Origin of the sequence: Streptomyces griseoloalbus (assembly GCA_014650015.1) — a bacterium.
Taxonomy (GTDB): domain Bacteria; phylum Actinomycetota; class Actinomycetes; order Streptomycetales; family Streptomycetaceae; genus Streptomyces; species Streptomyces griseoloalbus.
In genome coordinates this window covers 64566-89746 of sequence record BMUD01000029.1, presented here as the reverse complement: position 1 = coordinate 89746, position 25181 = coordinate 64566, and the positions used below count along the sequence as shown (strand labels likewise).

Sequence of the window (25181 nt, the reverse complement as noted above, 5' to 3'; positions counted from 1 at the left end):
GTGTGTTGTGGGCCCTCCTACGCGACAACCGGGTCTTCACCCCCGCCCCGCCGATCGCACAGACGGCTTGACTTCATCATTGAGACTCGCTCCGCTCCCCGCGCGCGGCCCGACCCCCGGCCGGGCCTGCGCTCCTGTCTCCGCCCCGCTCCAGCCCGGCCGGCGCCCGTTCCGCGCAAATAAATCAGCCATCAGACAACAAATTAGAGGGAACGCCGCCACTTGGCCGCTATTCAGCATCCGCCTCAATGTGGCGCTGCAATGCCGTCAAAGATTCTAGACGGCGAATCTGAGGGCCGATCTCGTACCACGAATTCTTCTTTTCTCTTTGCTCGGCCGCGAGAGCTGTGGCATCAGCCCCCAATGCGGCAGCCTCAGCAAAGGTTCCGATCACTGGAACCAACCCCAGGAGGGAAAGTCCCTTGCTGCTCGCAGAAAAGCCGTTAGCAATTTTCCCTTGCAGCTCTCGGCTCTTCCAGGCCCTTTTAATCGATTCGAAAAGGCCTGCAGAGGAGCCCTGTGGATCTCCGAATGCGAGAACTTTCTGAAACTCCTCCGCATAGTTTCGGACGAGACGGTTTTCCTTGATACCAGAAAGTGACCGTACATCCGAGCTCATGAAAGTCAAGCCCGTAACCGTCACGTAGCTCGTCAAGTCGTCTATAGCCTCACGCATCGACTGAGATTGAGTTGCCACGTTCTGTGCAATATGCGGGACCCCGACACTAGACAAAGCGTTAATCTCTATAAGCCTGATGAGCATAGCTCTGCGACCAGGAGAAGAGACTACCGGAGCGCTGTACTCCCGCATCAGGATCAAGTCAACGGCTACATCTTGAATGACTTGCCCCTGAAGGCTTCGGGGGACCTTTCGAAGAATGCGAGAGAGGACAGGATCCTTGGCCAGATCTCCGGTAATGTCTTCCAGTGCCTTCCTGCTGGCGTGCACAGGGTCCCAATCGGCAAGGAGGTTCAATCCGGAGATTTTCACCTTGCTATTGTCACCCGACAGTTCAGACTCCGGGTATTGCGCATCGGCCGCCGCGATTATTACCTCATCAAAAATTACGGTGCAAGCTAAGGCAACGTCCAAGTGGTCGTCAACCTTCCCGTACAGATGCCGGTAGTACGGGTGCTCCGGACTGGTCGACATTGCCCATTTATCGGCGCTTTGCATCCACCAATGAAGAGGGCCGGAGTATGGGTGAGACAGGATAACGCGCAACTTTTTACCCCCATTGTGAGCCTCCACCAATCAGTCGCATTATGCCATGCGAGCAAGATCGAATACTGGCTGTCCACAGACATGTACTTAGCTGCACTGGGCAGCGGACAGTCAACCGGTGCCCGACATAGCCCTTGCCGCGGGCTCGGTGCTCAGTGGCAGAAGTCTTTCATCGCGTCGGCCGTCGCTGGTTGCTCTGGTCAAACCCCTATTGACGTGGCTGAGGCCGGTGGGGGTGCAGCGAGACACACGCGCGCCTGGTCGGTCGGCTGACGCGCCGTCGTGGCGGGCTTTCGTCGGCTGAGGCTGAGACGGGCCGCGACGAAGGTGCCGGCCGTAGCCGAACGAGGCCCCGCACCGGGCAAGGCTGGGCCGTCCCTGGGCCGTCCGAGGTCGCTCGACAGTGGCCAATGACGACCAATGATGACCACCAGGCGCACGGGCCTACCGTCTCTGAGCAGCAAAAACGCAGCTCACCAAGATCCCCGGCAAGACCCAGGGCAAGAAGAAGTAACGCGGCGCCTTCAAGCCCCCGACCTGCGATTTCCTCGCGGGTCGGGGGCTTCTTGGTGGGGCTGGGCAGTCTTTGGGGCCGTCAGATGCCGGATCGGGCCGTCAGACGGTGGTGGCGCGCCGCCACTCATAGGAGCCGGGTGAAGTCTCGACGACCTCGCGAGGATGGGCCTCGCGCACTCGGGCGAGTAGGTCGCGTTGCTCGCTGGCCCACGCTTCTGGTGGTGCGAACAGCGGGAGGGTGACAGTGACGCCTGACGACGGCCCGTCGGTAACGGACACCCGGAGCCCTCGGCTCTCGTCAGGCTGGAACGTCATTGAGGGAGTCCGGCCGGATTCGAGCCACATGGCGAACCGACCGGCCTCCAGCGTCGCCAAAGCGTCTTCCCAGTCCTCCAGGTCCTCAGGGAGGAGGGTCACCGGGAAGTTGGCGCTGACGGACTCCCCCACGATGACAATCTCGCAGTCGAGGAAGTCGTGGCCGGTCAGGATTCCGGGTTGGGAACGACCCAGAACGCGAACGGAGACACTGTGACCGCTGGTGCCGGGCCTGTCGGCCAGATGGATCAAATCCATGACGCCGTCCGTCGAGTCCATGTATTCCCTCCCCGAAGTGACCAGGTCCGAGCATCTTGCCGGACCGTCCACAGGTTTCAGGACTCGGGTGCAGACGCTTCAGTCGGCGACGGCACGTGCCAGTTCGGCGTCGTACGAGCGGGTGCGCCACCGCTACCGGCTCGACGCCGCGGCCCACTCCGGGATACCCGGACACCTGCCCCGGACCTGAGCCGGAGTGGTTGACTTGCCCGCATGTCATCGACTCTCGGTGTGGCCCGACCCGACCAGGCCGACTACATGCTGCGAGCCGCCGCCGGCGAGGCGGGCCGTGCGTACAAGCAGTGGTTGCTCGATCTGATGGACGTTCAGGAGGGGCATGCCGTCCTGGACGTGGGGTGCGGGCCGGGCACCGATCTGCCGGCGCTGGCGGAGCGCGTCGGGGACGGCGGCACCGTGATCGGTGTGGACCGTGACCAGGACATGCTCGCCCAGGCCCGCGCGCGCACGGCCGGTCTGCGTCGGGTGGAGATCCGCGAGGGTGACGCCCACGCGCTCCCCGTCGCGGCGGGCACGATGGACCGGGCCAAGATCGACCGCGTACTCATGCATGTGGCGGAACCCGCGGACGTTCTCGCACAGCTCCACCGCGCCACCCGGCCGGGTGCCCGGATCGGGCTGGCCGAGCCCGACTGGGACACCCTGATCGTCGACGCGGAGGATCTCGGGACGAGCCGCGCCTTCACCCGCTACACCACAGCCGAGGTGGTCCGCCACGCGACCGTCGGGCGCAGCCTCGCCCGCCTCGCCGAGCGTGCGGGTTTCCGCGTCGAGGCCGTGCACGCCACGGCGCCGGTCTTCCGTGACGTGCACGAGGCGGACCACACCCTGGGCCTGGGCCGCAATCTGCAGAAGGCCATCGACGAGGGCCACATCGACCGGGTGCGCGGCCGTGACTGGTTCGCCGGTCTCTCGCAGGGGCCCTTCTACGCGTCGTTCACCCTCGTCAGCGTGGTCTGCTCGCGCTGAGTCAGTGGGCGAAGGGACCGCTCAGTGTCGTGTAGGACAGCTTCAGGGAGTTCACCGTGTACGTCTTCGAGCCGGTCGCGGTGATGCCCGACGTCGAGCCCTTCAGCTGGTGGACCATGCCCCAGCGGGTGTTGTCCAGCTGCTCGTTGGTGTCGATGAGGAGGTCGGCGCGGCCGTCGCGGGTGTAGTCGGTGAGCTTGAGGTTCCGGCCGAAGTAGTCGTCGTTCTCGACCGCGCCCGAGATGCCGGAGGTGTCCTGGTCGTAGGACTTGGCGCCGGTGCCGGACAGGCCGCCCGCGCGGCCGAGGAGCACCGTGACCGTGCCGGCCTGGCGCTTGGTGCCCAGGTCCTCGCCGGGGACACCGACCGCGAGGTCGGCGTATCCGTCGCCGTTGACGTCGCCTGCGGTGACGGCGGCACCGAAGTAGTCCTCGTTCTCCGAGGCGCCCGGTACGCCCGACGTGTTCTGGGTGATCTTCACCGGCGTACGGGCCGTGTTGGGGCCGGTGGAACCGCCGTACTGGATGCTGACGTAGCCCTTCTCCCCGTCCGGCTGCTCGTAGCCGCGGCCGAGGGCCAGGTCGCCGTAGCCATCCTTGTCGAAGTCGCCGATGGTGGCGATGGGGCCGCCGCCGATCTGGTGGCCGCCGTCGTCCGGCACGCGCAGCTGGCTCGCGCGCCGGGTGAAGTCGGCGCCGCCGCGGTGGAAGTAGGCCCGAAGGTCCAGGTCGTCGTACCCGGCCTGGAGGTCGCGGCCGATGATGTACAGGTCCGTGGCACCGTCGGCGGTGACCCGGCCCGCCGCCAGCTGGGAGGCGTTCAGGTAGCCGTAGCTTCCGCCGAGGGACGCCCAGCCGCTCTTCCCGCCGGTGCGGGTGAAGGGGCCCTTGAGCAGGACGGCACCGGCACGGCTGTCGCTGATCGCCGTGAGGTCCTGGTCGCCGTCGCCGTCGAAGTCACCGGCCACCACGTCCAGTCCGAACTGGTCGCCCGAGCCCTCGTACTCCGGCGCGATGGGCGAGTGGAAGACGGTGCCGGAGCCGAGGCCCTTGGCGCTGCCCCATACGACGGTCAGGCCGCCGCGCATCGCGATGTCGCCGACGGCCTCCCCCGGCGAGGCCACGACCAGGTCGGCGTAACCGTCGCGGTCGAGGTCGGCGCTGGTCGCGGCGAACCCCCATTCATCACCCTGCTCCACCCCGCCGGGTATGCCGGCCGAGTCCTGGTGGATGGTCTGCACCCGGGTGCCCGGACCGGTCGACGTGCCGTAGACGACGGTGACCCTGCCGTCCTTGCCGTGCGTCCCGCCGAGCAGGACGAGGTCGCGGTAGCCGTCGCCGTTGAAGTCGTCAGCGAGCTTGGCGGGGGCGGCGGTCGCCGCGGGGGCGACGAGGAGCGGGGTACAGACCGCTGCCGCGAGTGCCGCGGCGGCGAGGACGGTGCGTGAGGCGCGCATGGTTCTCCGTGGTTCTGGAAGCGTCCTGTGGACGGACGCTTGAGCTGCGACCTTGGACCCGTACGGAGGCGAAATGGTTGTACCTCGCGGAAGGGGCCGTCTCCCCGGCATCGCACCGCTCCCGACATGACACTGCGGCCCGGACCGAATCGCCCACGGGACGACGTGGCTCCCGGCCCCGGCGCACCGCCAGGACACCCACCCCGGATGGAGGAGGTCCGTGGGGAATCCACCGAGGGCGGGCTGTCCGCGTACGTCGCCGAAGCGCTTCGGCACGAGAGGGACCGCGACCGTCAAGAAGGCGTGACAGCGGGAAGCACCGTGCGAAGCCGCTCCCGCACGGCCTCGATCGACGTGCTCCCCCGTCATGGGGGAGGCGCCCCGCCGTCGCCGTCTCAGGGGTGCATCCTGGCGCCCTTCAGCACCTTGTCCACCGCGTTCCTCGGGCCGTGGACCGACAGGCCGACCAGGTCGAGGTCCGCCGTGCCCACGGCGCGGACCGCCGCGCGGTTGGCCTCGTCGTGGCCCGTGGCGAACAGGTCCGAGGTGAAGACCGCGCGGGGGAGGGCGCGGGAGAGGGCGCGCGTGTGGGCCGCCTTCAGGTTCTCCTTCGTGCCCTGGAAGACCAGGACCGGCTGGCGGAACATCGGCAGGTACGGCACGTCGTCCGCGTCCTCGTAGGGTGCGCCGATCAGCTCCGGGAACTGCGTGCCCAGGCCGCTGACCAGGAACGCGGTGACGTTGAGGCGCTGCCACGGTTCCAGGTCCTCGCGCAGCAGTACGGCGATCTTCGTGTCGAAGCGAGTGCTCATGGCCCCGAGACTGCCGGTCCGGGCACGTCGGCGTCTTGTACGTTGTTTGCATGACCGCGGAGCGTTCCGAGCGGACCGTCTCTGCCTGGCGGCCCCGGGTCCCGGGCGTCGTCGAGGTGTTCCACGCCCGCTTCACCGAGTACGCCTATCCGATGCACGTCCACGACGCCTGGACGCTGCTCATCGTCGACGACGGCGCCGTACGGTACGACCTCGACCGGCACGAGCACGGCACCCCGCACGACACGGTGTCCCTGCTGCCGCCGCACGTCCCCCACAACGGCTCTCCCGCCACCGCCGACGGCTTCCGCAAGCGGGTGCTCTACCTCGACGGCAGCCGTCTCGGCGACGATCTCATCGGGGCCGCCGTCGACCGGCCCGATCTGCGGGACCCGCTGCTGCGGCTGCGCGTGGGGCAGGTGCACTCGGCGCTCGTGCGGCCCGGTGACGAGCTGGAGGCCGAGAGCCGGCTGACGCTCGTCGGGGAGCGGTTGCGTGCGCATCTGCGGTCGCGGGACGTCATCGGCGCGCCCCGGAGGGACCCCGTGCTCGCGCGGCGGCTGCGGTCGTTGCTCGACGAGCGGGTGGTCGACGGCGTCACCCTGGAGGAGGCCGGCGCGCTGCTGTCCGCCCATCCCGCGCATCTCGTACGGGCGTTCAGCGGCGCGTACGGCATCGCCCCGCACCAGTACCTGATGTCCCGCCGGGTGGGCCGGGCCCGCCGGCTGCTGCTGGAGGGGCAGTCACCGAGCGGCGTGGCGGTCGCCACCGGGTTCTACGACCAGGCCCATCTCACCCGTCATTTCAGGAGGTTGGTGGGCATCACGCCGGGCCGGTATCGCAGGAGTGGCCGCGAGAGCGACGGGAGCCGCTGACATTCGGTCGGGCGATCCGGTACTCGGTGTGCGCTCTTCACCCCGCGGGGCTTTCGCCGGCCCGACGGCGTCATCGAAGGCCTGGTCGGTCGTATGGACACGGCCGGCGCCGGAGCCGCCCTCGCGTCAGTCGCGCGGCGCGTCCTGCGCCTGCTCCGACGGGCGCTCCAGCAGGTGTGTGAACGCGTCCAGGTTCCGGGTGGACTCGCCGCGCGAGACCCGCCAGGCGTACTCCTTGCGGATCGCGGAGGCGAAACCGAGCTCCAGGAGGGTGTTGAAGCTGCCGTCGGCGGCTTCCAGGACCTGACCGAGGAGCCGGTCGACCTCCTCCGCGGTGACGGCGGGCAGCGGGAGGCGGCCGGTGACGTAGATGTCGCCGAGCGGGTCGACCGCGTAACTCACGCCGAAGAGCTTCAGGTTGCGCTCCAGGAGCCAGCGATGGACGGCTCCCTCGTTCTCGTCGGGGTGGCGGATGACGAAGGCGTTGAGGCTGAGCGTGTGCCGGCCGGCGATCAGGGACACCGTCGTGGACAGCTTGCGGGTGCCGGGGAGCTTCACGACGTACGTGCCCGGCGCGGGGCTCTCCCACTCGAGCTCGGCGTCCTTCAGTACGCCCTCGATGACCTGCGCCGCCCGCTGTCCCGCTTCCGCTGCCCTGTCAGCCATGGTGCGAGCGTACGTGACGGCGGTGCGCGTGGGTCGCGGCCGTGTAGACGTCGGCCGTGGCGGCGGCCGCGGCGTCCCAGCCGAAGGACTGGGCGTGCCGGGCGGCGGCTTCGCCCATGCGGTCGGCGAGGTGCGGGTGGTCGGCGAAATCGCGCAGCACGCGCGCGTAGGCGGCGGGGTCGTGGCCCTGGACGAGGAAGCCGGTGTGCCCGTCCCGCACGGCCACCGGGAGGCCGCCGACCGCCGCGGCGAGCACCGGGGTGCCGGTGGCCTGGGCCTCTATGGCGACCAGACCGAAGGACTCGCTGTAGGAGGGCATCACGAGCACGGACGCCGCGCGGAACCAGTCCGCGAGCTGTTCCTGGCCGACGGGCGGGCGGAACCGTACGACGTCCGCGATGCCGAGCCGCGCGGCGAGCTTCTGCAGCCCCTCCGGCTTGGCGAGCCCGCTGCCGCTGGGGCCGCCGACGACGGGGACGCAGAGGCGCGAGCGCAGCTCGGGACGCTCGTCGAGCAGGGCGGCCACCGCGCGGAGGAGGACGTCGGGGGCCTTGAGGGGCTGGATGCGGCCCGCGAAGAGCGGGATCAGGGCGTCCCTCGGCAGGCCGAGGCGGGCCCGCGCGGCGGCGCGGCCGTCGGCCGGGCGGAAGCGGGAGAGGTTCACGCCGGGGTGGACGACGGCGACCTTGCCGGGGTCGGCCGCGTAGTGCCGTACGAGTTCGTCGGCTTCCCCGGCGGTGTTGGCGATCAGCCGGTCGGCGGCGGCGACGATCTGGGTCTCGCCGATGACCCGCGCGGCGGGCTCGGGGGTGTCGCCGTCGGCCAGGTTGGCGTTCTTGACCTTGGCCATGGTGTGCATGGCGTGCACCAGGGGGACGCCCCAGCGCTGGGCGGCGAGCCAGCCGACGTGGCCGGAGAGCCAGTAGTGGGAGTGGACCAGGTCGTAGTGGCCGGGCCGGTGGCCGGCCCAGGCCTGCATCACGCCGTGGGTGAAGGCGCACAGCTGGGCGGGCAGCTCCTCCTTGGCGAGGCCCTCGTAGGGGCCGGCGTCGACGTGCCGGACCAGGACGCCGGGGGCGAGTTCGACGGAGGGCGGGAGGGCGGCGGTGGTCGCGCGGGTGAAGATCTCGACCTCGATGTTGATCGCGGCGAGACGCTGCGCGAGCTCCACGATGTAGACGTTCATGCCGCCCGCGTCGCCGGTGCCCGGCTGGTGGAGCGGGGAGGTGTGCACGGAGAGCATCGCCACGCGGCGGGGCCTGCGGTGAAGCCGCAGCGATGCGGCGGAGCGCCGCCCGAGCCTCGCGATGTACTGGCTCACGTGGCGTTCCTCCTCGCTGCGGGCATGGCTCTCGGAGGGTGTGCGGGCCCTCGGGGTCATCAACACCGGAAGGACCCGTTCCAATTTCCGGACGGCCTCTCCGGTTCGGGTATTTACCGAAACATTACCGGTTGTCGCTCAACCGTTCGAGATGCGGTGCGTGGCGGCACCGGCGCCGTCGGCAGTACGCAGCACTCCGCGCGGGTACCCCCTTACCCTCGTGCGTATGACAGTCCGCGCCGCCCTCCTCCCCCACTCTCGGCTTCGTTCGAGCGGGAGGACCCCCGTCGTGGGCACGGTGACGCGCGGGACGACCAACCCCAACCGGCTGCGCCGCATGGACCGCTGGATCGCGGCCGCGCACGGCGCGGAACTGCGCCGCGCGGAGGATCCCGTCGCCGTCGACCTGGGGTACGGCGCGGCTCCCTGGACGGCGGTCGAACTGCTGCACCGGCTGCGCGCCGTGGCGCCACGCGCGCGCGTGGCGGGCGTCGAGATCGAACCGTCCCGGGTGGCGGCGGCACGGCCGTACGAGCGCGAGGGCCTGGTCTTCCGCCACGGCGGCTTCGAGATCCCCGTCCCGGGACGGCCGCTGCTCGTCCGCGCGGCGAACGTGCTGCGCCAGTACGACGAGGCCGAGGTCGCCGCCGTGTGGCGGCGGCTGTGCGCGCGGCTCGCCCCGGCCGACCCGGCGACGGGCTCGCGCGGCGGGCTGCTGGTCGAGGGGACCTGCGACGAGATCGGGCGCCGGCACGTGTGGGTCGCGCTCGGACCGGAAGGGCCGCGCACCGTCACCTTCGCGACCCGGCTCGGCTCACTGGAACGCCCCTCCGACCTGGCCGAACGTCTCCCGAAGGCGCTCATCCACCGCAATGTCCCCGGCGAGCCGGTGCACGCCTTCCTGCGCGACTTCGACCGCGCCTGGGCGGCCGCCGCGCCCTACGCCTCGTACGGCGCCCGGCAGCGCTGGATCCGGGCGGTGCGCGACCTCACGGCCGACTGGCCGGTGGCGGACGGGCCGACGCGGTGGCGGCAGGGGGAAGTCACGCTGCGCTGGGAGGCGTTGGCGCCCCGCCGCTGAGGCGGCACCGAGGGCGGGGCGGGGGCGGGGCGGTGGCGCGCCGAAAACGGTTCCGGACACCTCGGGACACCCCGACGAATCGGGACACCCCCGCCGGCTCGGGACGACTCCGTACGAACCAGGTCGACGGGAACGATCTCCACGAGCCGTTCGTCACATCGGGCAGGGTGATCGTCATGCCGGGGATTGCCGGGCGGGGAGAAGCGGGAAGTACTCCCTCTGTCGTTTCGCGCGTCGGCATGGCAGCATCCCCCGGGCGACCGAATGTTACCGACGGTTAATCAGTTGGGGGTGCAGTCATGGGGACGGGCAAGCGCGGATGGCTCACGGCAGCCGTGACCGTGGTCTGTGCGGTCACCGTGCTGGCGGTGCCCGGCACGGCGTTCGCGGCTCCCACTCCCCCGCCGCCCCCGAGCGCGGCTCCCGGCGTGAGCGTCCCGGCCGACAAGGACCTCGAAGCCGTACGCAAGAAGCTCGACAAGCTCTACCGCGCGGCGGCCGTCGCCACCGACGCGTACAACGCCGCCGAGGAAAAGGCGGAGCAGCAGTCCGCCGAGATCGACCGGCTGGCGAAGAAGATCGCCAAGGGCCGGGAGAGGCTGGCCGAGTTGAACGCCCGCGCGGGCGCCGCGGCCGCCGCCCAGTACCGCGGCGGCGGGCTGCCGCCCGAGGCCCATCTGATGCTGAGCGACGATCCGCAGGAGTTCCTCGACGGAGCGGGCCGGGTGCGGCAGGGCCAGCACGCCACCAACGGCCTCCTCGGGGAAATGACCCGCACCCAGCAGGACTTGGAGCAGTACGCGCGGGACGCCGACGCCCAGTGGAAGAAGCTGGAGGCCGGACGCGAGGCCAAGGCCAAGGCGCAGAAGAGCATCGAGAAGCAGATCGAGGCGGCCGAGAAGGTCGAGTCCGAGCTGGAGAAGGAGGAGAAGGAGCGCCTGGCCCGGCTGGAGCAGCAGGCCGCCGACGAGGCACAGAGCACATGGCTGAGCTCCGGCATCCTCGACGACATCAGCGGCAAGGCGACAGAGCGGGGCAGGAAGGCCGTCGCGTACGCCACCGCGCAGATCGGAAAGCCGTACCAGTGGGGCGCCGAGGGCCCGAAGACGTACGACTGCTCAGGACTGACCTCGCAGGCCTGGATATCGGCCGGACGGGGCATCCCGCGCACTTCGCAGGCGCAGTGGAGACAGCTCGAGCGCGTCGACATCAGGGAGATGCGGCCCGGCGACCTCGTCATCTACTTCGACGACGCCAGCCATGTCGGGATGTACGTGGGGGACGGCGCCATCGTGCACGCCCCGCGTCCCGGGCGGGCGGTGACGCTCGCGGGGGCCGGGTCGATGCCGATTCTCGGGGTGGTCCGGCCGGACCCGGGCACCGGGGCGGGCGGCGCACAGGACGCGGCGGACGCGGACGCGAACTGACCCGCGGGCGGCGCCGTCCGGTCCGCTCAACGGCCCGGTGACATGGGCCACGTGACCCAGCGCACGTGGATCTTGCGGCCAAACACCCTGCGGACGTGACGTTCGTCATTCCGGCGGCATCATCGGCCTGTCCAACTGCGGTAGCAATCGCGGCATATGACAGTGGCTGATGGCCGGGCGACGTGGTTCACACCATTCCGTTGCGGCGCCGGCAACCGCTATGGTCCCCGTTCGAAGGGGGCGTCCCCCGCTCGCACCCGCGGTGTGAGCTCGGGGAAGGCCACGATCCCCGGGTCTGTGCGACAGGCCCCGGCCCCCACCGTGCCCTCGGGGGGAGGGAAGGAACCCGGAACCATGCCCGTACCCATACCGCGGCAGAGAGCGATCCCGGCCGCGGAAAGTGGTCAGGCGCCGGCCGCCCCACCGAACGGCGGCTCCGCCCAGGACTCCTCGGAGGCCCGGACGACGGCCCCTCGCGCGGCGGACCCGTCCGAGAACACCACGGACCGGGCCACGACCACGCCGGACAAGGCCGAGCCGACCGCCCACACCAACCTCACGCTGCTGCTGATCGAGGACGATCCGGGCGGCTCGCCGATCGTGCCGGACCTGCTCGACCAGTCCGGCAAGCCGATCCGCGTCCGCACCGCCCGCAACCTCACCGAGGCCGAGCGGCTGCTCACCGACGACGTCCACTGCATCCTGCTGGACCTCGCCCTGCCCGCGCCGGGCCGGGCGGGCGACGGTGACGACGAGCTCGCCGTGCTCAAGCACGTACTGGAGCTCGCGCCCCGGCACGCCGTCCTCGCCCTCACCGGGGCCGACGACGCCGAGCGCGGCGCGGCGGCGGTACGGGTGGGCGCCCAGGACTACCTCGTCCGCGACGAGCTGGACGGCCGGCTGCTGAGCCGGGCGATCCGGTACGCGGTGGAACGCAAGCGGTCCGACTCCGCCGAGCGACGGCTCGCCGAGGGCAGGCTCCGCGCCCAGGAGAACGCCCGCCTGGAGCGTGGTCTGCTGCCGACGCCGCTGCTGGACGGCTCCCCGCTGCGCTTCGCCGCCCGCTACCGCCCCGGTCGCTCACGGGCCCTGCTCGGCGGCGACTTCTACGACGTCGTCCGCACCCCGGACGGCACCGTGCACGCCATGATCGGTGACGTCTGCGGGCACGGCCCGGACGAGGCCGCCCTCGGCGTGGAGCTGCGCATCGCCTGGCGTGCGCTGACCCTGGCGGGGCTGTGCGGGGACCAGCTGCTGGGCACGTTGCAGGAGGTGCTGGAGCACGAACGGGCGGACGACGAGATCTTCGCGACCCTGTGCACGGTGGACATCGCGCCGGACGGCCGCCGGGCGGGCCTGTGCCTGGCGGGCCACCCCTCGCCGCTGCTGGCCCGCCCGGGCCTGCCGGCGCGGCTGCTGCCGTACGACAACAACGGCCCGGCGCTCGGGCTGCTGCCGGGCGCCCGCTGGCCGCGGACGCAGGTGGAGCTGGGTGCCGAGTGGAGTCTGATGCTCTACACCGACGGCCTGATCGAGGGCCGGGTCGGCGACACCGGGGAGCGGCTCGGCCAGGACGGCATGGTCGAGATGATCCGCCGCCAGCTCTCCGAGGGTCTGCGCGGTGAGGAGCTGCTGCGGACCGCCGTCAACGAGGTCCGGGACCTCAACGGGGGAGAGCTGACGGACGACGTGGCGGTGCTGCTGCTGGACCGCGGGGTCTGAGCGGCGGCGCGCCGCGTTCCTACCTGCCGCCGTTCCAGGGGCCGTACGGGCCGTCGCTGCTGGAGCCCCTGCGGCTGCTGCGGCCGCCGCCGGGGAGGCCGCGGAGGGCCGGGCGCACGTCGACCATGTACACGATGGTCGCGATCAGGCCGATGATCGGCAGGAACGACAGGATGTTGAAGATCAGGTTCACCACGAAGGCGATGGCGAGGATGATCAGCCAGAAGGGCTTGGTCTGCTTGTCGGCGGCGCGATAGGCGTCCTCACGGCGCGTGGCGGCGTCGATCAGCGCGAAGCCGCTGAAAACGATCAGGGCCATGCTCAGCAGCCACATGAACCCCGCGAAGCCCTGCATCAGCACAACGTCCACCACCCGAATCGGCTTGTCCTCTTCGCCGTCACCGTACCCGCATACGCCGGTCGGCTATCAGGGGAACGGGCCGGGCACCGCGTAAGTGCCCGGCCCGTTACCCCGCCCGGCGCCTACTTCGCGGGCGGGATCGTCTTCTTCGCGGTGTTCTTGCGCACCGGGGCCTTCTTGGCGGCGGGCTTCGCCGCGGCAGCCTCGGCGGCGGTCCCGGCGGGCTTGTCGTCCGCGGCCTCGACCGGCTCGGGCCGGGGCGCGGGCTTCGGCTCGGCCGGGGGCTCGACGGCCACGGCGATGTCCTCGATGCTCTCGGCGGCCTCGCCGCGCCAGGTCTTCACGGCCTGCTCGCCGTGCTCCGCGACCTTCTCATAGGCCTCCCGGGCCTTGACCGCGTACTCGGCGGCGACGCCCACCCCGCGCAGCGCGAGGTCCTGGGCGGACTCACCGAGCTTCTTCAGGTCGGTGTCGAGCCCGCCGATGAGCTCGCCGACCTTGGTCTGCAGGGTTTCCTGCGTCTCCCGGACCCGGACGGTCGCCCGCTCCTGGACGGCCTTGGGGTCGGTGTTGCGGACGGCCTCGATACGGGCCGGGGCCTCGGTGCGCAGCTGCTCCACCAGGGCCGGCACCTTCTTGGCCTGCTGCAACGCGAGGTCGGCGGTGCCGGCGGCGAAGTAGAGCGGGGTCGGGTCGCTGAAGGTCTTGCGCAGGTCGTCGGTGATGGCCATGGTAATGGTCCTCCCGGATTCGTTTCGGCTGAGGGTTGTGTGTGATCCACGGCGGGCGGCCGGTGCCCCGGTCCGGCTCAGCCGGCGGTCTGCCGCGGATCGGTGTCGCTGCCGCCGGCCGCGCGGGGGCGGGGCCTGCCCGACGTACCGCCGTCGGCCGTACGGCGCCCGGCTATCCCGGCACCGCCGTCCGGGGCGTCCACCGAGCGGTCACTCCCGTCGACGGCGACCTCCGGGACCCCGGTCACCTCGTCGGCCTCATCGACCTCGAGGGTCCCGTGATCCCCGTCCGTCGCCTCACCGTCCCCGGCGGCCCCAAACCCGTTCTCCTTGCGGAAGGACTCGTAGATCTGGAGCAGCACCTGCTTCTGACGTTCGGTCAGCGTGGGGTCGGCGAGCAGCACGGCCCGCGTCGTCCCCTCCCGCCGGCGCTCCTCCCCGTCCCGCTCCGCGTCGAGGATGCCGGCCCGGACGTACAGCGTCTCGGCGGAGATCCGCAGCGCCTTGGCGACCTGCTGCAACACCTCCGCGCTCGGCTTGCGCAGCCCGCGCTCGATCTGGCTGAGATACGGATTGGACACCCCGGCGGCGTCGGCGAGCTGCCGCAGCGACAGCTGCGCGCTGCGCCGCTGCTCGCGCAGATACTCACCGAGATTGCCGACGTTCAGCGATGCCATGCCTCCACCCTGCCCCAACGCGCTAACTATTGCAAGCACCTGCTTGCAATAGTGCGCCACGGGGTGCGACGTGACGGCTGGTCGCGTCAGGTCGCGCTCCGTGGTCCGACGGCAGTCAGGTCGCGCTCCGCGGTCCGACGGCCCGCGGGTATCAGGGGCAGCGGGGGTCGCAGGCGCCGTCGGGTGGTTGGCGCGGGGTCGGCGTCCGGCAGTGGCCTGGGGCGCTGTCAGCCCAGGAAATCCATCAGCCGGTCGTTCAGCTGCTTCGGCGCGGTGAGCGGCAGGGAGTGGTGGGTGGCTCCGGGGAGCAGTGCCACCTCGCCCCGCGCGAGCGTCCGGCGGGCTCGGTCGGCGACCTCGGCAGCGTGGTGGGCGCGGCTGTGCTCCGCGAGCAGGACCAGCACCGGCATGCGGAGGCCGGCGGTTCGGGGACGGCCGCCGGCGACGAGCTTGCGGCCGGGGACGGTGGTGGCCAGCGCGTAGAGGCGCTGCCAGGTCTCGTCCGGGTGGGTATCCGCCGTCTCCCAGGCCAGGAAGGCGCGGGCACGGGCTCGGCTCGGGCGGATCAGGGTGGGCAGCGCACGCAGCAGGTAGCCCGGGCGGAACCCGGCGAAGACCTGGGTGGGATCGACGAGGGCGAGGCGGTCGACCCGCCGCGGTGCGCGCAGTGCGTACCTGACGGCCAGCCAGGCGCCGTAGGAGTGACCGCACAGGTGCACGCGGTCGAGCCCGAGCCCGTCCAGCAGCGCGTCCAACCAGGCCGTCAGGTCGTCGGCGCTCTTCAGCGGTGTGCCCCGACGTTCGGTGCGGCCGGCATCGCCCACCAGATCGACCGCATGGACCCGGTATCGCTCGCCGAGAGCCGGCGCGTTGGCGAACCAGACCAGGCCGGTGGCGGAGCCGCCGGGCAGCAGCACCAGTGGGCTGCCGTCCGCCGGCCCGTACACATGGACCCGGGTGCGCCCGTACGGCGTGGCGACGTCGCACTCCTCGGTGGATTCGGGCCAGCGGGCGCGCAGCTCGTTGTAGGCAAGGTCGAAAGCGGACGGGGGCACCGGCATTCCTCTCGCTCAGCGATACTCTCGTTGAGCGAGATACTACGCAGGAACCCCGACCCGAGGGAGTGCGCATGGACGATCAGAGCCCGGCGATGAAACTGGTTCACTTGCTGCGCGCGGTCACCGTGGAGTTCGACCTGCTCGGCGCCGAGTTCGCCGCGCGCCACGGGCTGCACCCCACCGACGTGCGCGCGCTGATCCACCTGCTGGACGCGGCACGGGCCGGGACCCGTGCCACGCCCGGGTGGCTCGGTGAGCAACTGCGCCTGAACTCGGCCGGGACCACCGCCCTGGTGGATCGGCTGGAAGGGCTCGGGCTGGTCCGGCGCAGCAGGGACACCACCGATCGGCGCCGTGTGCTGCTGAACGTGGAGGAGAAGGCCACGGAACTCGGGTGGACCTTCTTCGGACCGGTGATCGGCGAGGTGGTGGTGGCTGTGGACGGTTTCGAGGCAAGCGAGTTGGAGACGGTGCACCGCTTCCTGACGTCCGTGTTGGAGTCGACCCGGCGGGTGCGCTCGGTCTGACCTCGCGCGGGCCGCGGGCCGCGACGTATGCCCGGGACGGGACGGGCAACGGTCGTCACCGGCGACCGGTGGCACGACCTGGCCGAAGCCGGTCGGCGGCTACTCGGTCGGCAGCGACCGGACTGAAACGTCCAGTCCTCAGGCCTGTCTGACGATTCCCGCCTGCCTCGCGGGCGACGACGCGAATTGTCAGACCCCTAGCCCTGCCGTGCCCACGGCCGCAGTTTCTCCGGGTTGCGCACCGCCCAGATCCGGGTGACGCGCCCGTCGGAGACGTCGAACGAGGCAACGGTCACGACGACGCGGGCACGCCGGGCCACCAGGCCCGGCACACCGTTGACCGACCGCTGCAGGAGTTCGAGCCCCGGAGCCTTGTCGGCGATGGCGACCATGTACTGGGCGATGCGCGTGCCGCCCTCGACCGGGCGCGGGACGGCGCCGGCCATGCCGCCGCCGTCGGCGGTCATCACGGCGGCCGGGTTGAGGAGACCGACGAGGGTCGCGATGTCCTTGGTCTCCCATGCCTCTTTGACCCGCCTCACCACGTCGGCCTGGCTCGCCGGTACCGGAGCGTGCGCGGCGCCCACCCGCCGCCGGGCGGAGGCCGCCAGCTGCTTGCAGGCCGCGGGGGTCCGGCCGAGCACGCCGGCGATCTCGGCGAACGGGTACCGGAAGACGTCGTGCAGGACGAACGCCACCCGCTCGGCGGGCGTCATCGAGTCCAGGACGACGAGGAAGGCCATGGCCACCGACTCGTCCAGGACGATCTGGTCGGCCGGGTCCGCGGAACCGGTGGGGCCGGCGGCGCCCGCGTGGTCCCGCTCGGCACGGTCGGGCAGCGGCTCGGGCAGCCACGCGCCGACATAGCGTTCACGTCGTGCCCGCGCCGAGCCGAGCAGGTCCAGGCAGATGCGGCCGGTCACCGTCGTCAGCCAGGCGCCGGGGGAAAGGATCTCCTCCCGTCGGCTCCGCGGCAGCGCGAACCAGCGTGCGTAGGCGTCCTGCACGGCGTCCTCGGCCTCGGTCACCGAACCGAGCAGCCGGTAGGCGACATTGAGCAGCCGGCGTCGCTCGCCGGCCACCTCGTCCGTGCTGGTTCCGCCCGTGCCCATGCTTCCGGCCGCCCCCTCGCCTTACCTTCCGCGGGCCCGCGTCGTCGGGCTGGTGGGACCATTATCGATTCGCTGCCCGAGGGGCGGAAAAGGGGACTGCGACATGACCACTCAGGTGACGGCGAACGCGGAGCGCGGCTTCTCGTTCCTGCGGATGGCGATCGCCCTGCAAACCCTGACCATCTTCCTTCAGGCCGTGTCCGCCGGCCTGTTGCTGACCTCGGCCTACGGAGAGACGCTGCACGGCGTCGGAGCGCGGGTGATGTACGGGGCGTCGATGCTGTACCTGCTCGCGGCGGTGCTGGCGTGGAAGCCCGGCGGCGGCTCTCCCCGGCCCGTCCGGCACGCCTCGGGCTTCCTCGTACTGGCCTCGGTGCAGGTGGTACTCGGCATCGCGCACGTTCCGTCGGTCCATCTCCCCCTGGGCGTCCTGATGTTCGGTCTGAGCGTGCTGGCCCTGGTCCGGCGCTGAGGCCCGCCGCGGAGCCCGCGGGATCGACGGGGGCGCGTACCGGAAGTGAGTCGGGTCCTCGACCGGGCGCGCGCCGGCCGGGCGCCGGATCCGCGAGGTGGCCCCGGCACCGAAGGGATGCCCTTCGGTGTGCCGGCGTGCGGAGCCGGGGCCTCCGTCGGCCGGCGTGCGGAGCCGTGGCCTCCGTCAGCCGGCGTGCGGAGCCGTGGCCTCCGTCGGTCGGCGTGCGGAGCCGTGGCCTCCGTCGGCCGGCGAAGGGCGCCCCGTCAGCCCGTCCGCACGGCCACGGCGACTCGGCAGCGTCCGGCCCTTCCGCAGCGGCTTGCTGTCAGCCGTGTGGCAGGAAGCCCTCAAGGCAGGGTGTCCCTCGGCCGATGGAGACCAACATGCCGAACTCGCATGCACGCCGCCGCACGGTGCTCACCGGTGCGGCTCTGCTGACCGCCGCCGGAACATCACTCCTGGGGGCGGCCCCCGCCAGGGCCACGGGTCGCGTCCTCGCGGAGCGGCGGGTGAGCGAGCGGCTCATCGAGCTGACCATGGACTCCCCGGCTCTGGGCGGTCCCGGCCGCGTGGCCCTGCTCACCCCCCGGGGCTGGGACCGACGCGGCCCCGGTGACCGCTGGCCCACCCTGTACCTGCTGGCGGGCGGCGACGGCGACCACACCACATGGACCACGCTCTTCCGCGTGCAGGAGCTCGCCGAACTGCGCGAGGTCCTGGTCGTCATGCCCGGCATGCCGCTGTTCGGGTTCTGGACCGACTGGTGGAACCACGGCAGGCAGGGCCCGCCCGGGGTACGCACCTACTTCCTGCGCGAGGTCGTGCCCTTGGTGGAGCGGGACTACGGTGCCGGGCCGCGCAGGGCGGCGGCCGGCGAGTCCCAGGGTGGCTTCGGTGCCCTGGGAATGGCCGCCCGGATCCCCGGCCTGTTCGGCGCGGTCGCCGCGTTCGGGGCCCCGGTGCACCCGATCCGGCATCCCGAGATGTGGCTGCCGGCGCGAAGTTCGTGGGAGTGGACGGCTACGCGATCTTCGGGGATCCGTGGGAGCAGTGGAAGGTGTGGCTGAACTGGGACCCCTTCCACCACGCCGACGGCCTGCGCGACACGCCCGTCTACCTCGCCTCCGGCGACGGAACCCCGGGTCCTCTCGATGGCCCGGACCCCGAGCCGCACATCCCGGGCACCGAGAAGTGGGTCGCGCTGGCGGGCCCCGGCGTCGTCTCCGTCACCGAGGCCGTCTGCGCGGAAGAGACCCGGATGCTGAGCGGTCGGCTCACGTCCATGCGGGCACCGGTCACCACGCACGTCTACCCCGGGACCCACACCGGAACCTACGGGTACCGCGAACTGCGGCACGCGCTTCCGATGCTGCTGGCCGCCTTGCACGACCGCCCCCGCCGGTAGCCCGTACGTCACACCGTCCCGCAGCGACTGCGGAGGAGCCGCGCACCGTCACCTTCGAGTTCGTCGCAGTACGTCGCGCGTCCGGTCATGGCCATCACCAAGGCCACGGTGGGGCCGGACACGACCGGCCCCGAGCCGGTCGTGAAGGGGCCGTCGTCCGCGACGAGCTTCAGGCCGGCGATGCGTCCCTTGGCGACGACCACGAGGTCCGAGCCCTGGTAGTACTCGGCGACCCGGGTGACGACCTCGATCGGGTAGTCGCGGCGGATGCCCAGCGGACGCCGGATGTCCTCCCCGTGCACGATCGTCTCGCCGAGCAGGGCGATGGCAGGCAAGGGAGGCTTGGTGGTGCTCGGGATGATGCGCCGGAATCGTTCAAGAGTCCCGGCCGGACTCGTGCCCAGCTGCTCGGCCAGCCGCATGGCCACCTGCTTGTCGAAGTCGAACCGGCAACGGATCACCCCCGCCATCCAGCGCACGGCGTTCAGGCTCGCGCCCGCGGTGAGGTGCGCGAGGACCTCACGCACCGTCAAACCGGTGCACAGCGAGGGCGTTGCCCAGCGCTCGTCCGTCATGTCCGCGAGATCGGCCGCCAGCGCGGCTCGCTCGGCGCGGATCAGGGGCCAGGCCCCGGTCGCGTGGCCGCGGGCCGCTGTCACTGCGGGATCAGTCATTGGGAAGGGTCTCCTGTCACGGGGGCGTACTCCAACGTCGCGCCCGGGCCGCGTCCGGCACGGGCGTCCGTGAGGAAGACCGGTACTCCGGAGCGAAGTCATCGCCCGCGACGGACTTTCCTCGGTGCGGCCCGCCGCCGGAGCATATGACTCAGCCCAAGCGCCCGGACACGGACGAGTCCGGACACCGTCTGTGCGGGACGTCTGTCGTGCGAGCTGTGTCCCCGCCCCGAACCACCCCGGATGACGACGGATACGGTGCGGTCCTGGCCTCCCGCTCATGACCTCGGCGGACGGCGGCGACTCCACCGACGAGCAACTGGTTGCCCGGAAGCGCAAAAGCCCGGAGACCGGTGGACGACGTCCCGCGGGCCCCGCCCCGGCGGAAAACCACGGCGCGGACCTCCGGCATGGGAAATCATGAAGCATGCGCCCCGACGACTGGCACCTCACCGACGACGTCGACGAATTCCTCGCACGAGCCGGAGGGTTTCTGCGCTCGCGGCCCGGCCGCCACGTCATGGCGTTGACCTGGGCCGAGAGACTGCGGACCCGCGGTGCGGACGCGTTCGGCAGCGAAGCCCCCGTCTTCGGCGTGCTGGAGCGAGCGGGCGAGGTCCACGCCACCTTCCACCGCCTCCCGCCCCGCGCCCTGTGCCCCACCCCGCTCACGCCCGAGCAGGCCGACACCCTCGCCGCCCGCCTGACCGCCCTCGGGCACTCCCTTCCCTCCGTCAGCGCGGACCACGGCACCGCCACCGCTCTCGCCGAGGCCTGGCAGCGGCACACCGGCGCGACGCCGGAACCCCGCGACACGCGGCTGCGCCTGTACCGCCTCGGCACACTCACCCCACCGGATCCGCTGCCGGCGGGCCGGAGCCGCGTCCTGGGCGAGCGGGACCTCGAGGACGTCATGTTCTGGTGCGGCGAGTTCGCCAAGGCCGTCGGGGAAGACGTCACCATCGACGCCGGCACGTGGGCCGGCACCCGCTACGCCGACAAGCGCTACACGCTCTGGGAGACCCCGGACGGCACCCCCGTCTCCGTCGCGGGCATGAACCCGTTGATCGGCGGCCAGATCCAGGTGGACGTCGTCTACACCCCGGCCCACCTCCGTGGCCACGGCTACGCGGGCGCGGTCACGGCGGAGGTGAGCCGGGCCGCGCTGGCCGCGGGCGCGAGGGACGTCGTGCTGTTCGCGGACCGGTCCAACCCCACCAGCAACGCCCTCTACCAGCGCCTCGGCTACCGCCCGCTCGCCGACTGGGCGGCGTACGACTTCTCGTGACCGCGGAACGGGTGAACGGCGGGCCACCGCCCGCCCGCCGTGGCTCCGCACGACCCACACGGAGACCGGGATCACCGCGGGGCCGGTCCGGGCGGCCGGGCGGTGATCGAAGCCCCCGGCGGCATCCTCGTCGGGGACGCCGGCGGTCACGGCCGACCCGGCGGCGAGCCCACCCGGGGCCCACCCGCACACACCGCGCCGAGGCGCCGTGTCGCGACGGTCCGCCGCTGATCAGGTCCCCGGCCGCCGCCGGACGACACCCCCACGGGGCGCGGGAGTTCGGCCACCGTCGCCGGGAGGTCACGGGCGCGCCCCCGTGTGCGCGAAGGCCGCCGGCGCGGTCCGCCGCGCGGCAGACTGGCCCGCATGACCGCATCCGATGCCAAGACCGATCTGCGCCGCTTGCTCCAGTCGGCCCGCGACGCCCTGCTCTGGAAGCTCGAGGGGCTCCCGGAGTACGACGTCCGCCGCCCGCTGACGCCGACCGGCACCAACCTCCTGGGCCTGGTGAAACACGCGGCCGGTGTGGAGTTGGGCTACCTCGGTGACATCTTCGGCCGGCCGTCCGGCGAGCCGCTGCCCTGGCTCGCGGACGCAGCGGAGACCAACGCGGACATGTGGGCGACCGCCGACGAGTCACGCGCGTTCGTCGTCGGGCTGTACCGCCGGGCCTGGGCCCACGCGGACGCGACGATCGACGCGCTGCCGCTGGACACGACCGGCAGGGTGCCGTGGTGGCCGGACGACAGGGACGGGCTGACGCTGCACCACGCCGTGGTGCGCGTGATCGCCGATACGCACCGGCATGCCGGGCACGCCGACATCCTCAGGGAACTCATGGACGGCGCCGCGGGGATGTACGAGACCGACACCAGCCTGCCGTCGTCCGACCCGGCCTGGTGGGAGGCCTACCGGAGCCGCCTGGAGCGCGCCGCCCGGCAGGCGGCGGACCGCGACGACTGACACCGGCCGGCCGTTCCGTTCCGCCGCCCGGTCACCCCTTCACCGCCCCCGAGGTGAGCCCCTGGACGATGTGCCGGCTGGCGAAGGCGAAGAGGACCATGGTGGGGAGGATGGTCAGCACGGCCGCGGCGGACATCGAGCCCCAGTCGATGTTGAAGCTGGAGATGAAGCCGTTCAGGGCCGTCGGCACCGTCTTGTTGCTGTCGCTGTTCATCAGCGTCACCGAGAGGAACAGCTCGTTCCAGCAGTTGACGAAGTTGAAGATGAACGCGGCCACGATCCCGGGGCGCATCACCGGCAGCAGGACCCGTACCAGCGCCCCGAACCGGGACAGGCCGTCGATCATGGCGGCCTCCTCCAGCGCGTCCGGGATGTTCTCGAAGAAGCCGCGGAGCATCACCGTGCAGAACGGGACGCACACGGCGATGTAGACGAGGACGAGCCCGAGGCGGTTGTCCACCAGCCGGAGGTCGGTCATCAGCAGGTACAGCGGACCCAGCGCGATGAAGGACGGGATCATCTGGGTGACCAGGGCCGCCATCAGCAGCGCCGACTTGGTGCGGAACTCGAAGCGTGCCAGGACGTACGCCGACAGCGTCGAGATCGCCGTGGCGACCGCGCCCGCGACGGTCGCGACCACCAGGCTGTTGACGAGGTACGTACCGAAGTCGGCCTTCCCGAACAGGCCCTGGTAGTTCTCCAGTGAGAACCGCTCGGGCCAGTAGGCGATGGGGAAGGCGAAGATGTCGCCCGGTGCCTTGAGCGAGGTGACGGCGATCCAGTAGAGGGGGAAGAGGGAGAAGACCAGCCACAGGCCGAGGAAGGTGAACTTGGTGGCCCGGCCGGCCGTGGTTTCCTTGCCGATCACGACCGTACACCTCGCTTTCCGCTCTTTCCGGCGCCACGCGTCGGGACCCGGCGCTCCCGCGTCGCCAGCAGGAAGAACACCGCGAAGACCAGCAGGATGGCGACCACCAGGAGGCCGAGGGCGGACGCCTTGCCGTAGTCGCCCTGCTGCGTGATCTTGATCATCCAGGTCGTCACGATGTGTGTCTCGTCGTTCGGCCCGCCTCCGGTCATGCCGAAGATCAGGTCGGGGAAGTTGAAGATCCAGATCACCCGCAGCAGCACGGTCAGCGCCAGCGTCACGCGGATGTAGGGGATGGTGATCCGGAAGAGCGTGCGCGCCTTGCCCGCGCCGTCCAGCGCCGCCGCCTCGTACAGCTCGTCCGGGACCGACTGGAGCGCGGCCAGGATCATGATCGCGAAGAAGGTGACGCCGTACCAGACGTTGGCGATCAGCACGGCGATCATCGCCGTCTGCGGATCGGCCAGCCAGGCGATCGGCTCGTCGATCAGCCCCGCCTTCTGCAGCAGGTCGTTGACGACGCCGAACTCGCTGTTGAACAGCCAGCGGAACAGGATGCCGATGAGGAACCCGGAGATCGCCCAGGGGAAGAAGATCAGCGCCTGGTAGAGCCCGCGGAAGCGGAACCGGCGGCGCAGCCACAGCGCGATGGCGAACCCGATCACCAGCTGTGGCACGATCGAACCGACCACCCAGAGCAGGGTGTTGTCCAGCACCGTGCTCCAGGCCGGGTCGGTGAAGACGTCACGGAAGTTCTTCAGGCCCACCCACGAGGTGTCGGTGAGGTCGGTCAGGTTCCAGTTGCGGAACGCCATCTGGCTGCCGGCGATCATCGGGTAGTACGTGAAGACCGCCACGAAGACCGCCGCCGGGGCCATGAAGGCGGCGATGACCAGGCCCCGGCGGGTGGTGAACTCCCGGCTGCGGCGGCCCCCCGCCGTGCCCCGGCCGGGCGGGGCGCCCCCCGCGCGGGAGGGGGGCGCCGACTGCTGCTTCGAGGTGACGGAGGAACCGGGGGAGGCGGCGGGCATGGCTACTTCTTCCACTTCTCGGTCCAGTAGGCGTCCCACCCGGCCAGCAGTTCCTTGGGCGACAGCTTGCCGAGGATCATCTTCTGCACGTCGGTGTCGGCCCGCTGCTGCCACTGGGCCCACCAGGCGACGCCGCGCGGCTGGGTGACGACGAGGTACTTGTCCGGGTTCTCCGTCATGGTGACGTAGCTGGCCCACGGGCCGGTCCGGTAGAACTCGTCCTCGGCCGCCGACTTCAGGATTGGCACCAGGCTGTTCTTCTTGGTGAAGGCCGTCGACGCCTCACCCTCGGAGAGGAACTCGACGAGCTTCACCGCCTCGGCCTTGTGCTTGCTGCCGTCGGCCACACCCCACCCGGCGGTGGCCAGCGGCTGCACGGTCTTGCCGCTGGGGCCGGCCACCAGCGGGGCGGTGCTCCACTGGCCCGGCTCGATCGACTTGGACTCCGAGACGGTGGCGATGACCTCGGGGTCCTGGAGCAGGAAGGCGGTGGAGCCGTTGGAGAAGCCCTCGACCATCTCCGGGTAGCCCCAGGCCACCGACGACTTGGGCGAGGCCCGCTGGAACAGCTTGAGATAGGTCTCCATGGCGTCGAGCGCCTCGGGCGCGGAGAAGATCGTGCTGCCGTCCTTCAGCAGGTAGCCGTTGGCCGGGTCGATCCGGTCGGCGACGTACGCCTCGATCGCGGCGGTGGCGTTGCTGTGCGCGTTGGCCCCGCCCCGGAAGGCGTAGCCGTACTGGCGCTTGCCCGGTTCGTGGAGCGCGGAGGCCTGCTCCAGCAGTTCCTCCCAGGTGGCCGGCGGCTTGTCGAAGCCGGCCTTCTCGATCAGGTCGGTGCGGTGGAAGAGGCTCAGCCCGTAGAAGCCGTAGGGGACGAAGTACGTCCTGCCCTTGCCGTCCTCGGAGGCCGCGACGGCGTTGTCGGTCAGCGCGTCCCAGCCCTTCCAGCCGGCCAGGTCCTTCTTCATGTCGTACAGCCACCCGTTGTTCGACCACGGGCCGACCGTGATGTCCCGTACCTCCAGGACGTCCACGCCGCTGCCGGACTGGAGCATCTGCTGGATCTTCTGGTCGGCCTGCTCGGTGGGCGGGGAGACCAGGTTGACCTCGGTCTTCGGGTTCCGCTGCTCGAAGTCGGCTATCAGTTCCTTCAGCAGGCCGGTGCGGGCGGGGTTGGTCAGGCTCTCGACCATGTTGAGGGTGACTGTTCCGCTCTCGCCGGGGCTCATGGTGGAACAGCCGGTCAGGAGCATCGCGGCGGCGGTGCCGAGCGCGAGAGCTGCCGTCCTTCTTCTCATCGTGCTGACCTCTTCCTTGGTTGTACGGGGA

The 25181-nt window shown here is 71.1% G+C and carries 27 protein-coding genes; 12 read left to right on the top strand and 15 right to left on the bottom strand.

Annotation, left to right across the window (positions count from 1 at the left end):
* Positions 1-229: 229 nt before the first annotated feature.
* Positions 230-1177, bottom strand: coding sequence for a hypothetical protein (locus IE178_RS31470; protein WP_193514600.1), 948 nt, complete (start codon positions 1175-1177; stop codon positions 230-232).
* Between the two features lie 663 nt (positions 1178-1840).
* A complete protein-coding gene (locus tag IE178_RS31465; RefSeq protein ID WP_318280348.1) occupies positions 1841-2335 on the bottom strand; it encodes a DUF5959 family protein in 495 nt (164 codons plus the stop codon).
* A gap of 67 nt (positions 2336-2402) precedes the next feature.
* Here IE178_RS31465 and IE178_RS36365 point away from each other — a divergent pair, with 67 nt between their 5' ends.
* Complete coding sequence (locus tag IE178_RS36365) at positions 2403-2525, top strand: hypothetical protein (protein WP_318280347.1); 123 nt, start codon at positions 2403-2405, stop codon at positions 2523-2525.
* A gap of 23 nt (positions 2526-2548) precedes the next feature.
* Positions 2549-3322 (top strand): methyltransferase domain-containing protein, encoded by a 774-nt coding sequence (locus IE178_RS31460; protein ID WP_193514599.1) that lies wholly within the window; start codon positions 2549-2551, stop codon positions 3320-3322.
* Position 3323: 1 nt separating this feature from the next.
* On the opposite strand, the gene IE178_RS31455 is transcribed toward IE178_RS31460, so the two are convergent.
* Positions 3324-4778, bottom strand: a complete 1455-nt coding sequence (locus IE178_RS31455; protein WP_193514598.1) for an FG-GAP and VCBS repeat-containing protein — start codon at positions 4776-4778, stop codon at positions 3324-3326.
* 395 nt (positions 4779-5173) lie between these two features.
* Positions 5174-5590 (bottom strand): DUF2000 domain-containing protein, encoded by a 417-nt coding sequence (locus tag IE178_RS31450; protein WP_193514597.1) that lies wholly within the window; start codon positions 5588-5590, stop codon positions 5174-5176.
* Positions 5591-5640: 50 nt separating this feature from the next.
* On the opposite strand from IE178_RS31450, the gene IE178_RS31445 reads away from it, so the two are divergent.
* Positions 5641-6465 carry a helix-turn-helix domain-containing protein gene (locus IE178_RS31445; protein WP_193514596.1) on the top strand — a complete coding sequence of 275 codons (825 nt, stop codon included), beginning with the start codon at positions 5641-5643 and terminating at the stop codon, positions 6463-6465.
* Between the two features lie 126 nt (positions 6466-6591).
* Here the strand turns inward: IE178_RS31445 and IE178_RS31440 are convergent, their stop codons facing one another.
* Positions 6592-7131: a type III secretion system chaperone family protein gene (locus IE178_RS31440; protein WP_184763945.1), complete on the bottom strand. Its 540-nt coding sequence runs from the start codon at positions 7129-7131 to the stop codon at positions 6592-6594.
* Positions 7124-8452, bottom strand: a complete 1329-nt coding sequence (gene mshA, locus IE178_RS31435; RefSeq protein WP_184763946.1) for a D-inositol-3-phosphate glycosyltransferase — start codon at positions 8450-8452, stop codon at positions 7124-7126. The genes IE178_RS31440 and mshA overlap by 8 nt, the downstream gene beginning before the upstream one ends.
* Before the next feature lie 289 nt (positions 8453-8741).
* Here mshA and IE178_RS31430 point away from each other — a divergent pair, with 289 nt between their 5' ends.
* The 3 genes from IE178_RS31430 (at position 8742) to IE178_RS31420 (ending at position 12682) form a co-directional block, all read left to right on the top strand.
* Positions 8742-9533, top strand: coding sequence for a class I SAM-dependent methyltransferase (locus IE178_RS31430; RefSeq protein WP_184763947.1), 792 nt, complete (start codon positions 8742-8744; stop codon positions 9531-9533).
* Positions 9534-9832: 299 nt separating this feature from the next.
* A complete protein-coding gene (locus IE178_RS31425) occupies positions 9833-10960 on the top strand; it encodes a C40 family peptidase (RefSeq protein WP_193514595.1) in 1128 nt (375 codons plus the stop codon).
* Positions 10961-11314: 354 nt separating this feature from the next.
* Entirely contained in the window at positions 11315-12682 is a 1368-nt protein-coding gene (locus tag IE178_RS31420; protein WP_193514594.1) for a PP2C family protein-serine/threonine phosphatase, read from the top strand.
* A gap of 19 nt (positions 12683-12701) precedes the next feature.
* Here the strand turns inward: IE178_RS31420 and IE178_RS31415 are convergent, their stop codons facing one another.
* The 4 genes from IE178_RS31415 to IE178_RS31400 all read right to left on the bottom strand — a co-directional run bounded on the left by IE178_RS31415 (position 12702) and on the right by IE178_RS31400 (position 15512).
* On the bottom strand, positions 12702-13037 hold the full coding sequence (locus IE178_RS31415; protein WP_193514605.1) for a DUF2516 family protein: 336 nt from the start codon (positions 13035-13037) through the stop codon (positions 12702-12704).
* Positions 13038-13165: 128 nt separating this feature from the next.
* Entirely contained in the window at positions 13166-13774 is a 609-nt protein-coding gene (locus IE178_RS31410) for a hypothetical protein (RefSeq protein WP_184763950.1), read from the bottom strand.
* A gap of 77 nt (positions 13775-13851) precedes the next feature.
* On the bottom strand, positions 13852-14451 hold the full coding sequence (locus IE178_RS31405; protein WP_193514593.1) for a helix-turn-helix domain-containing protein: 600 nt from the start codon (positions 14449-14451) through the stop codon (positions 13852-13854).
* Positions 14452-14678: 227 nt separating this feature from the next.
* Entirely contained in the window at positions 14679-15512 is an 834-nt protein-coding gene (locus IE178_RS31400; RefSeq protein ID WP_193514592.1) for an alpha/beta fold hydrolase, read from the bottom strand.
* A 68-nt stretch (positions 15513-15580) separates the two neighbouring features.
* On the opposite strand from IE178_RS31400, the gene IE178_RS31395 reads away from it, so the two are divergent.
* Positions 15581-16036, top strand: a complete 456-nt coding sequence (locus IE178_RS31395; protein WP_193514591.1) for a MarR family transcriptional regulator — start codon at positions 15581-15583, stop codon at positions 16034-16036.
* Positions 16037-16233: 197 nt separating this feature from the next.
* On the opposite strand, the gene sigJ is transcribed toward IE178_RS31395, so the two are convergent.
* A complete protein-coding gene (sigJ, locus tag IE178_RS31390) occupies positions 16234-17148 on the bottom strand; it encodes an RNA polymerase sigma factor SigJ (protein ID WP_184763954.1) in 915 nt (304 codons plus the stop codon).
* A gap of 103 nt (positions 17149-17251) precedes the next feature.
* On the opposite strand from sigJ, the gene IE178_RS31385 reads away from it, so the two are divergent.
* The 3 genes from IE178_RS31385 (at position 17252) to IE178_RS36360 (ending at position 19028) form a co-directional block, all read left to right on the top strand.
* Positions 17252-17620, top strand: coding sequence for a hypothetical protein (locus IE178_RS31385; RefSeq protein ID WP_184763955.1), 369 nt, complete (start codon positions 17252-17254; stop codon positions 17618-17620).
* A 386-nt stretch (positions 17621-18006) separates the two neighbouring features.
* The gene (locus tag IE178_RS31380) at positions 18007-18690 is read left to right on the top strand and encodes an alpha/beta hydrolase (RefSeq protein WP_318280345.1); all 684 of its coding nucleotides are present in this window, start codon (positions 18007-18009) and stop codon (positions 18688-18690) included.
* The gene (locus tag IE178_RS36360) at positions 18636-19028 is read left to right on the top strand and encodes a hypothetical protein (RefSeq protein WP_318280344.1); all 393 of its coding nucleotides are present in this window, start codon (positions 18636-18638) and stop codon (positions 19026-19028) included. Before IE178_RS31380 ends, IE178_RS36360 begins: the two co-directional genes overlap by 55 nt.
* A gap of 8 nt (positions 19029-19036) precedes the next feature.
* On the opposite strand, the gene IE178_RS31375 is transcribed toward IE178_RS36360, so the two are convergent.
* Positions 19037-19702, bottom strand: coding sequence for a maleylpyruvate isomerase family mycothiol-dependent enzyme (locus tag IE178_RS31375; protein ID WP_193514590.1), 666 nt, complete (start codon positions 19700-19702; stop codon positions 19037-19039).
* 427 nt (positions 19703-20129) lie between these two features.
* Here IE178_RS31375 and IE178_RS31370 point away from each other — a divergent pair, with 427 nt between their 5' ends.
* Both IE178_RS31370 and IE178_RS31365 read left to right on the top strand, forming a co-directional pair.
* A complete protein-coding gene (locus IE178_RS31370; RefSeq protein WP_193514589.1) occupies positions 20130-20990 on the top strand; it encodes a GNAT family N-acetyltransferase in 861 nt (286 codons plus the stop codon).
* A gap of 366 nt (positions 20991-21356) precedes the next feature.
* Positions 21357-21953, top strand: coding sequence for a DinB family protein (locus IE178_RS31365; RefSeq protein WP_193514588.1), 597 nt, complete (start codon positions 21357-21359; stop codon positions 21951-21953).
* Positions 21954-21984: 31 nt separating this feature from the next.
* Here the strand turns inward: IE178_RS31365 and IE178_RS31360 are convergent, their stop codons facing one another.
* From IE178_RS31360 to IE178_RS31350, 3 genes are read right to left on the bottom strand one after another with little or no spacing between them, the layout of a single operon-like run.
* Entirely contained in the window at positions 21985-22821 is an 837-nt protein-coding gene (locus tag IE178_RS31360; RefSeq protein WP_184763959.1) for a carbohydrate ABC transporter permease, read from the bottom strand.
* Positions 22818-23852 (bottom strand): carbohydrate ABC transporter permease, encoded by a 1035-nt coding sequence (locus tag IE178_RS31355; RefSeq protein WP_193514587.1) that lies wholly within the window; start codon positions 23850-23852, stop codon positions 22818-22820. Before IE178_RS31355 ends, IE178_RS31360 begins: the two co-directional genes overlap by 4 nt.
* Before the next feature lie 2 nt (positions 23853-23854).
* The gene (locus tag IE178_RS31350; protein WP_193514586.1) at positions 23855-25150 is read right to left on the bottom strand and encodes an ABC transporter substrate-binding protein; all 1296 of its coding nucleotides are present in this window, start codon (positions 25148-25150) and stop codon (positions 23855-23857) included.
* Between the last annotated feature and the right edge of the window lie 31 nt (positions 25151-25181).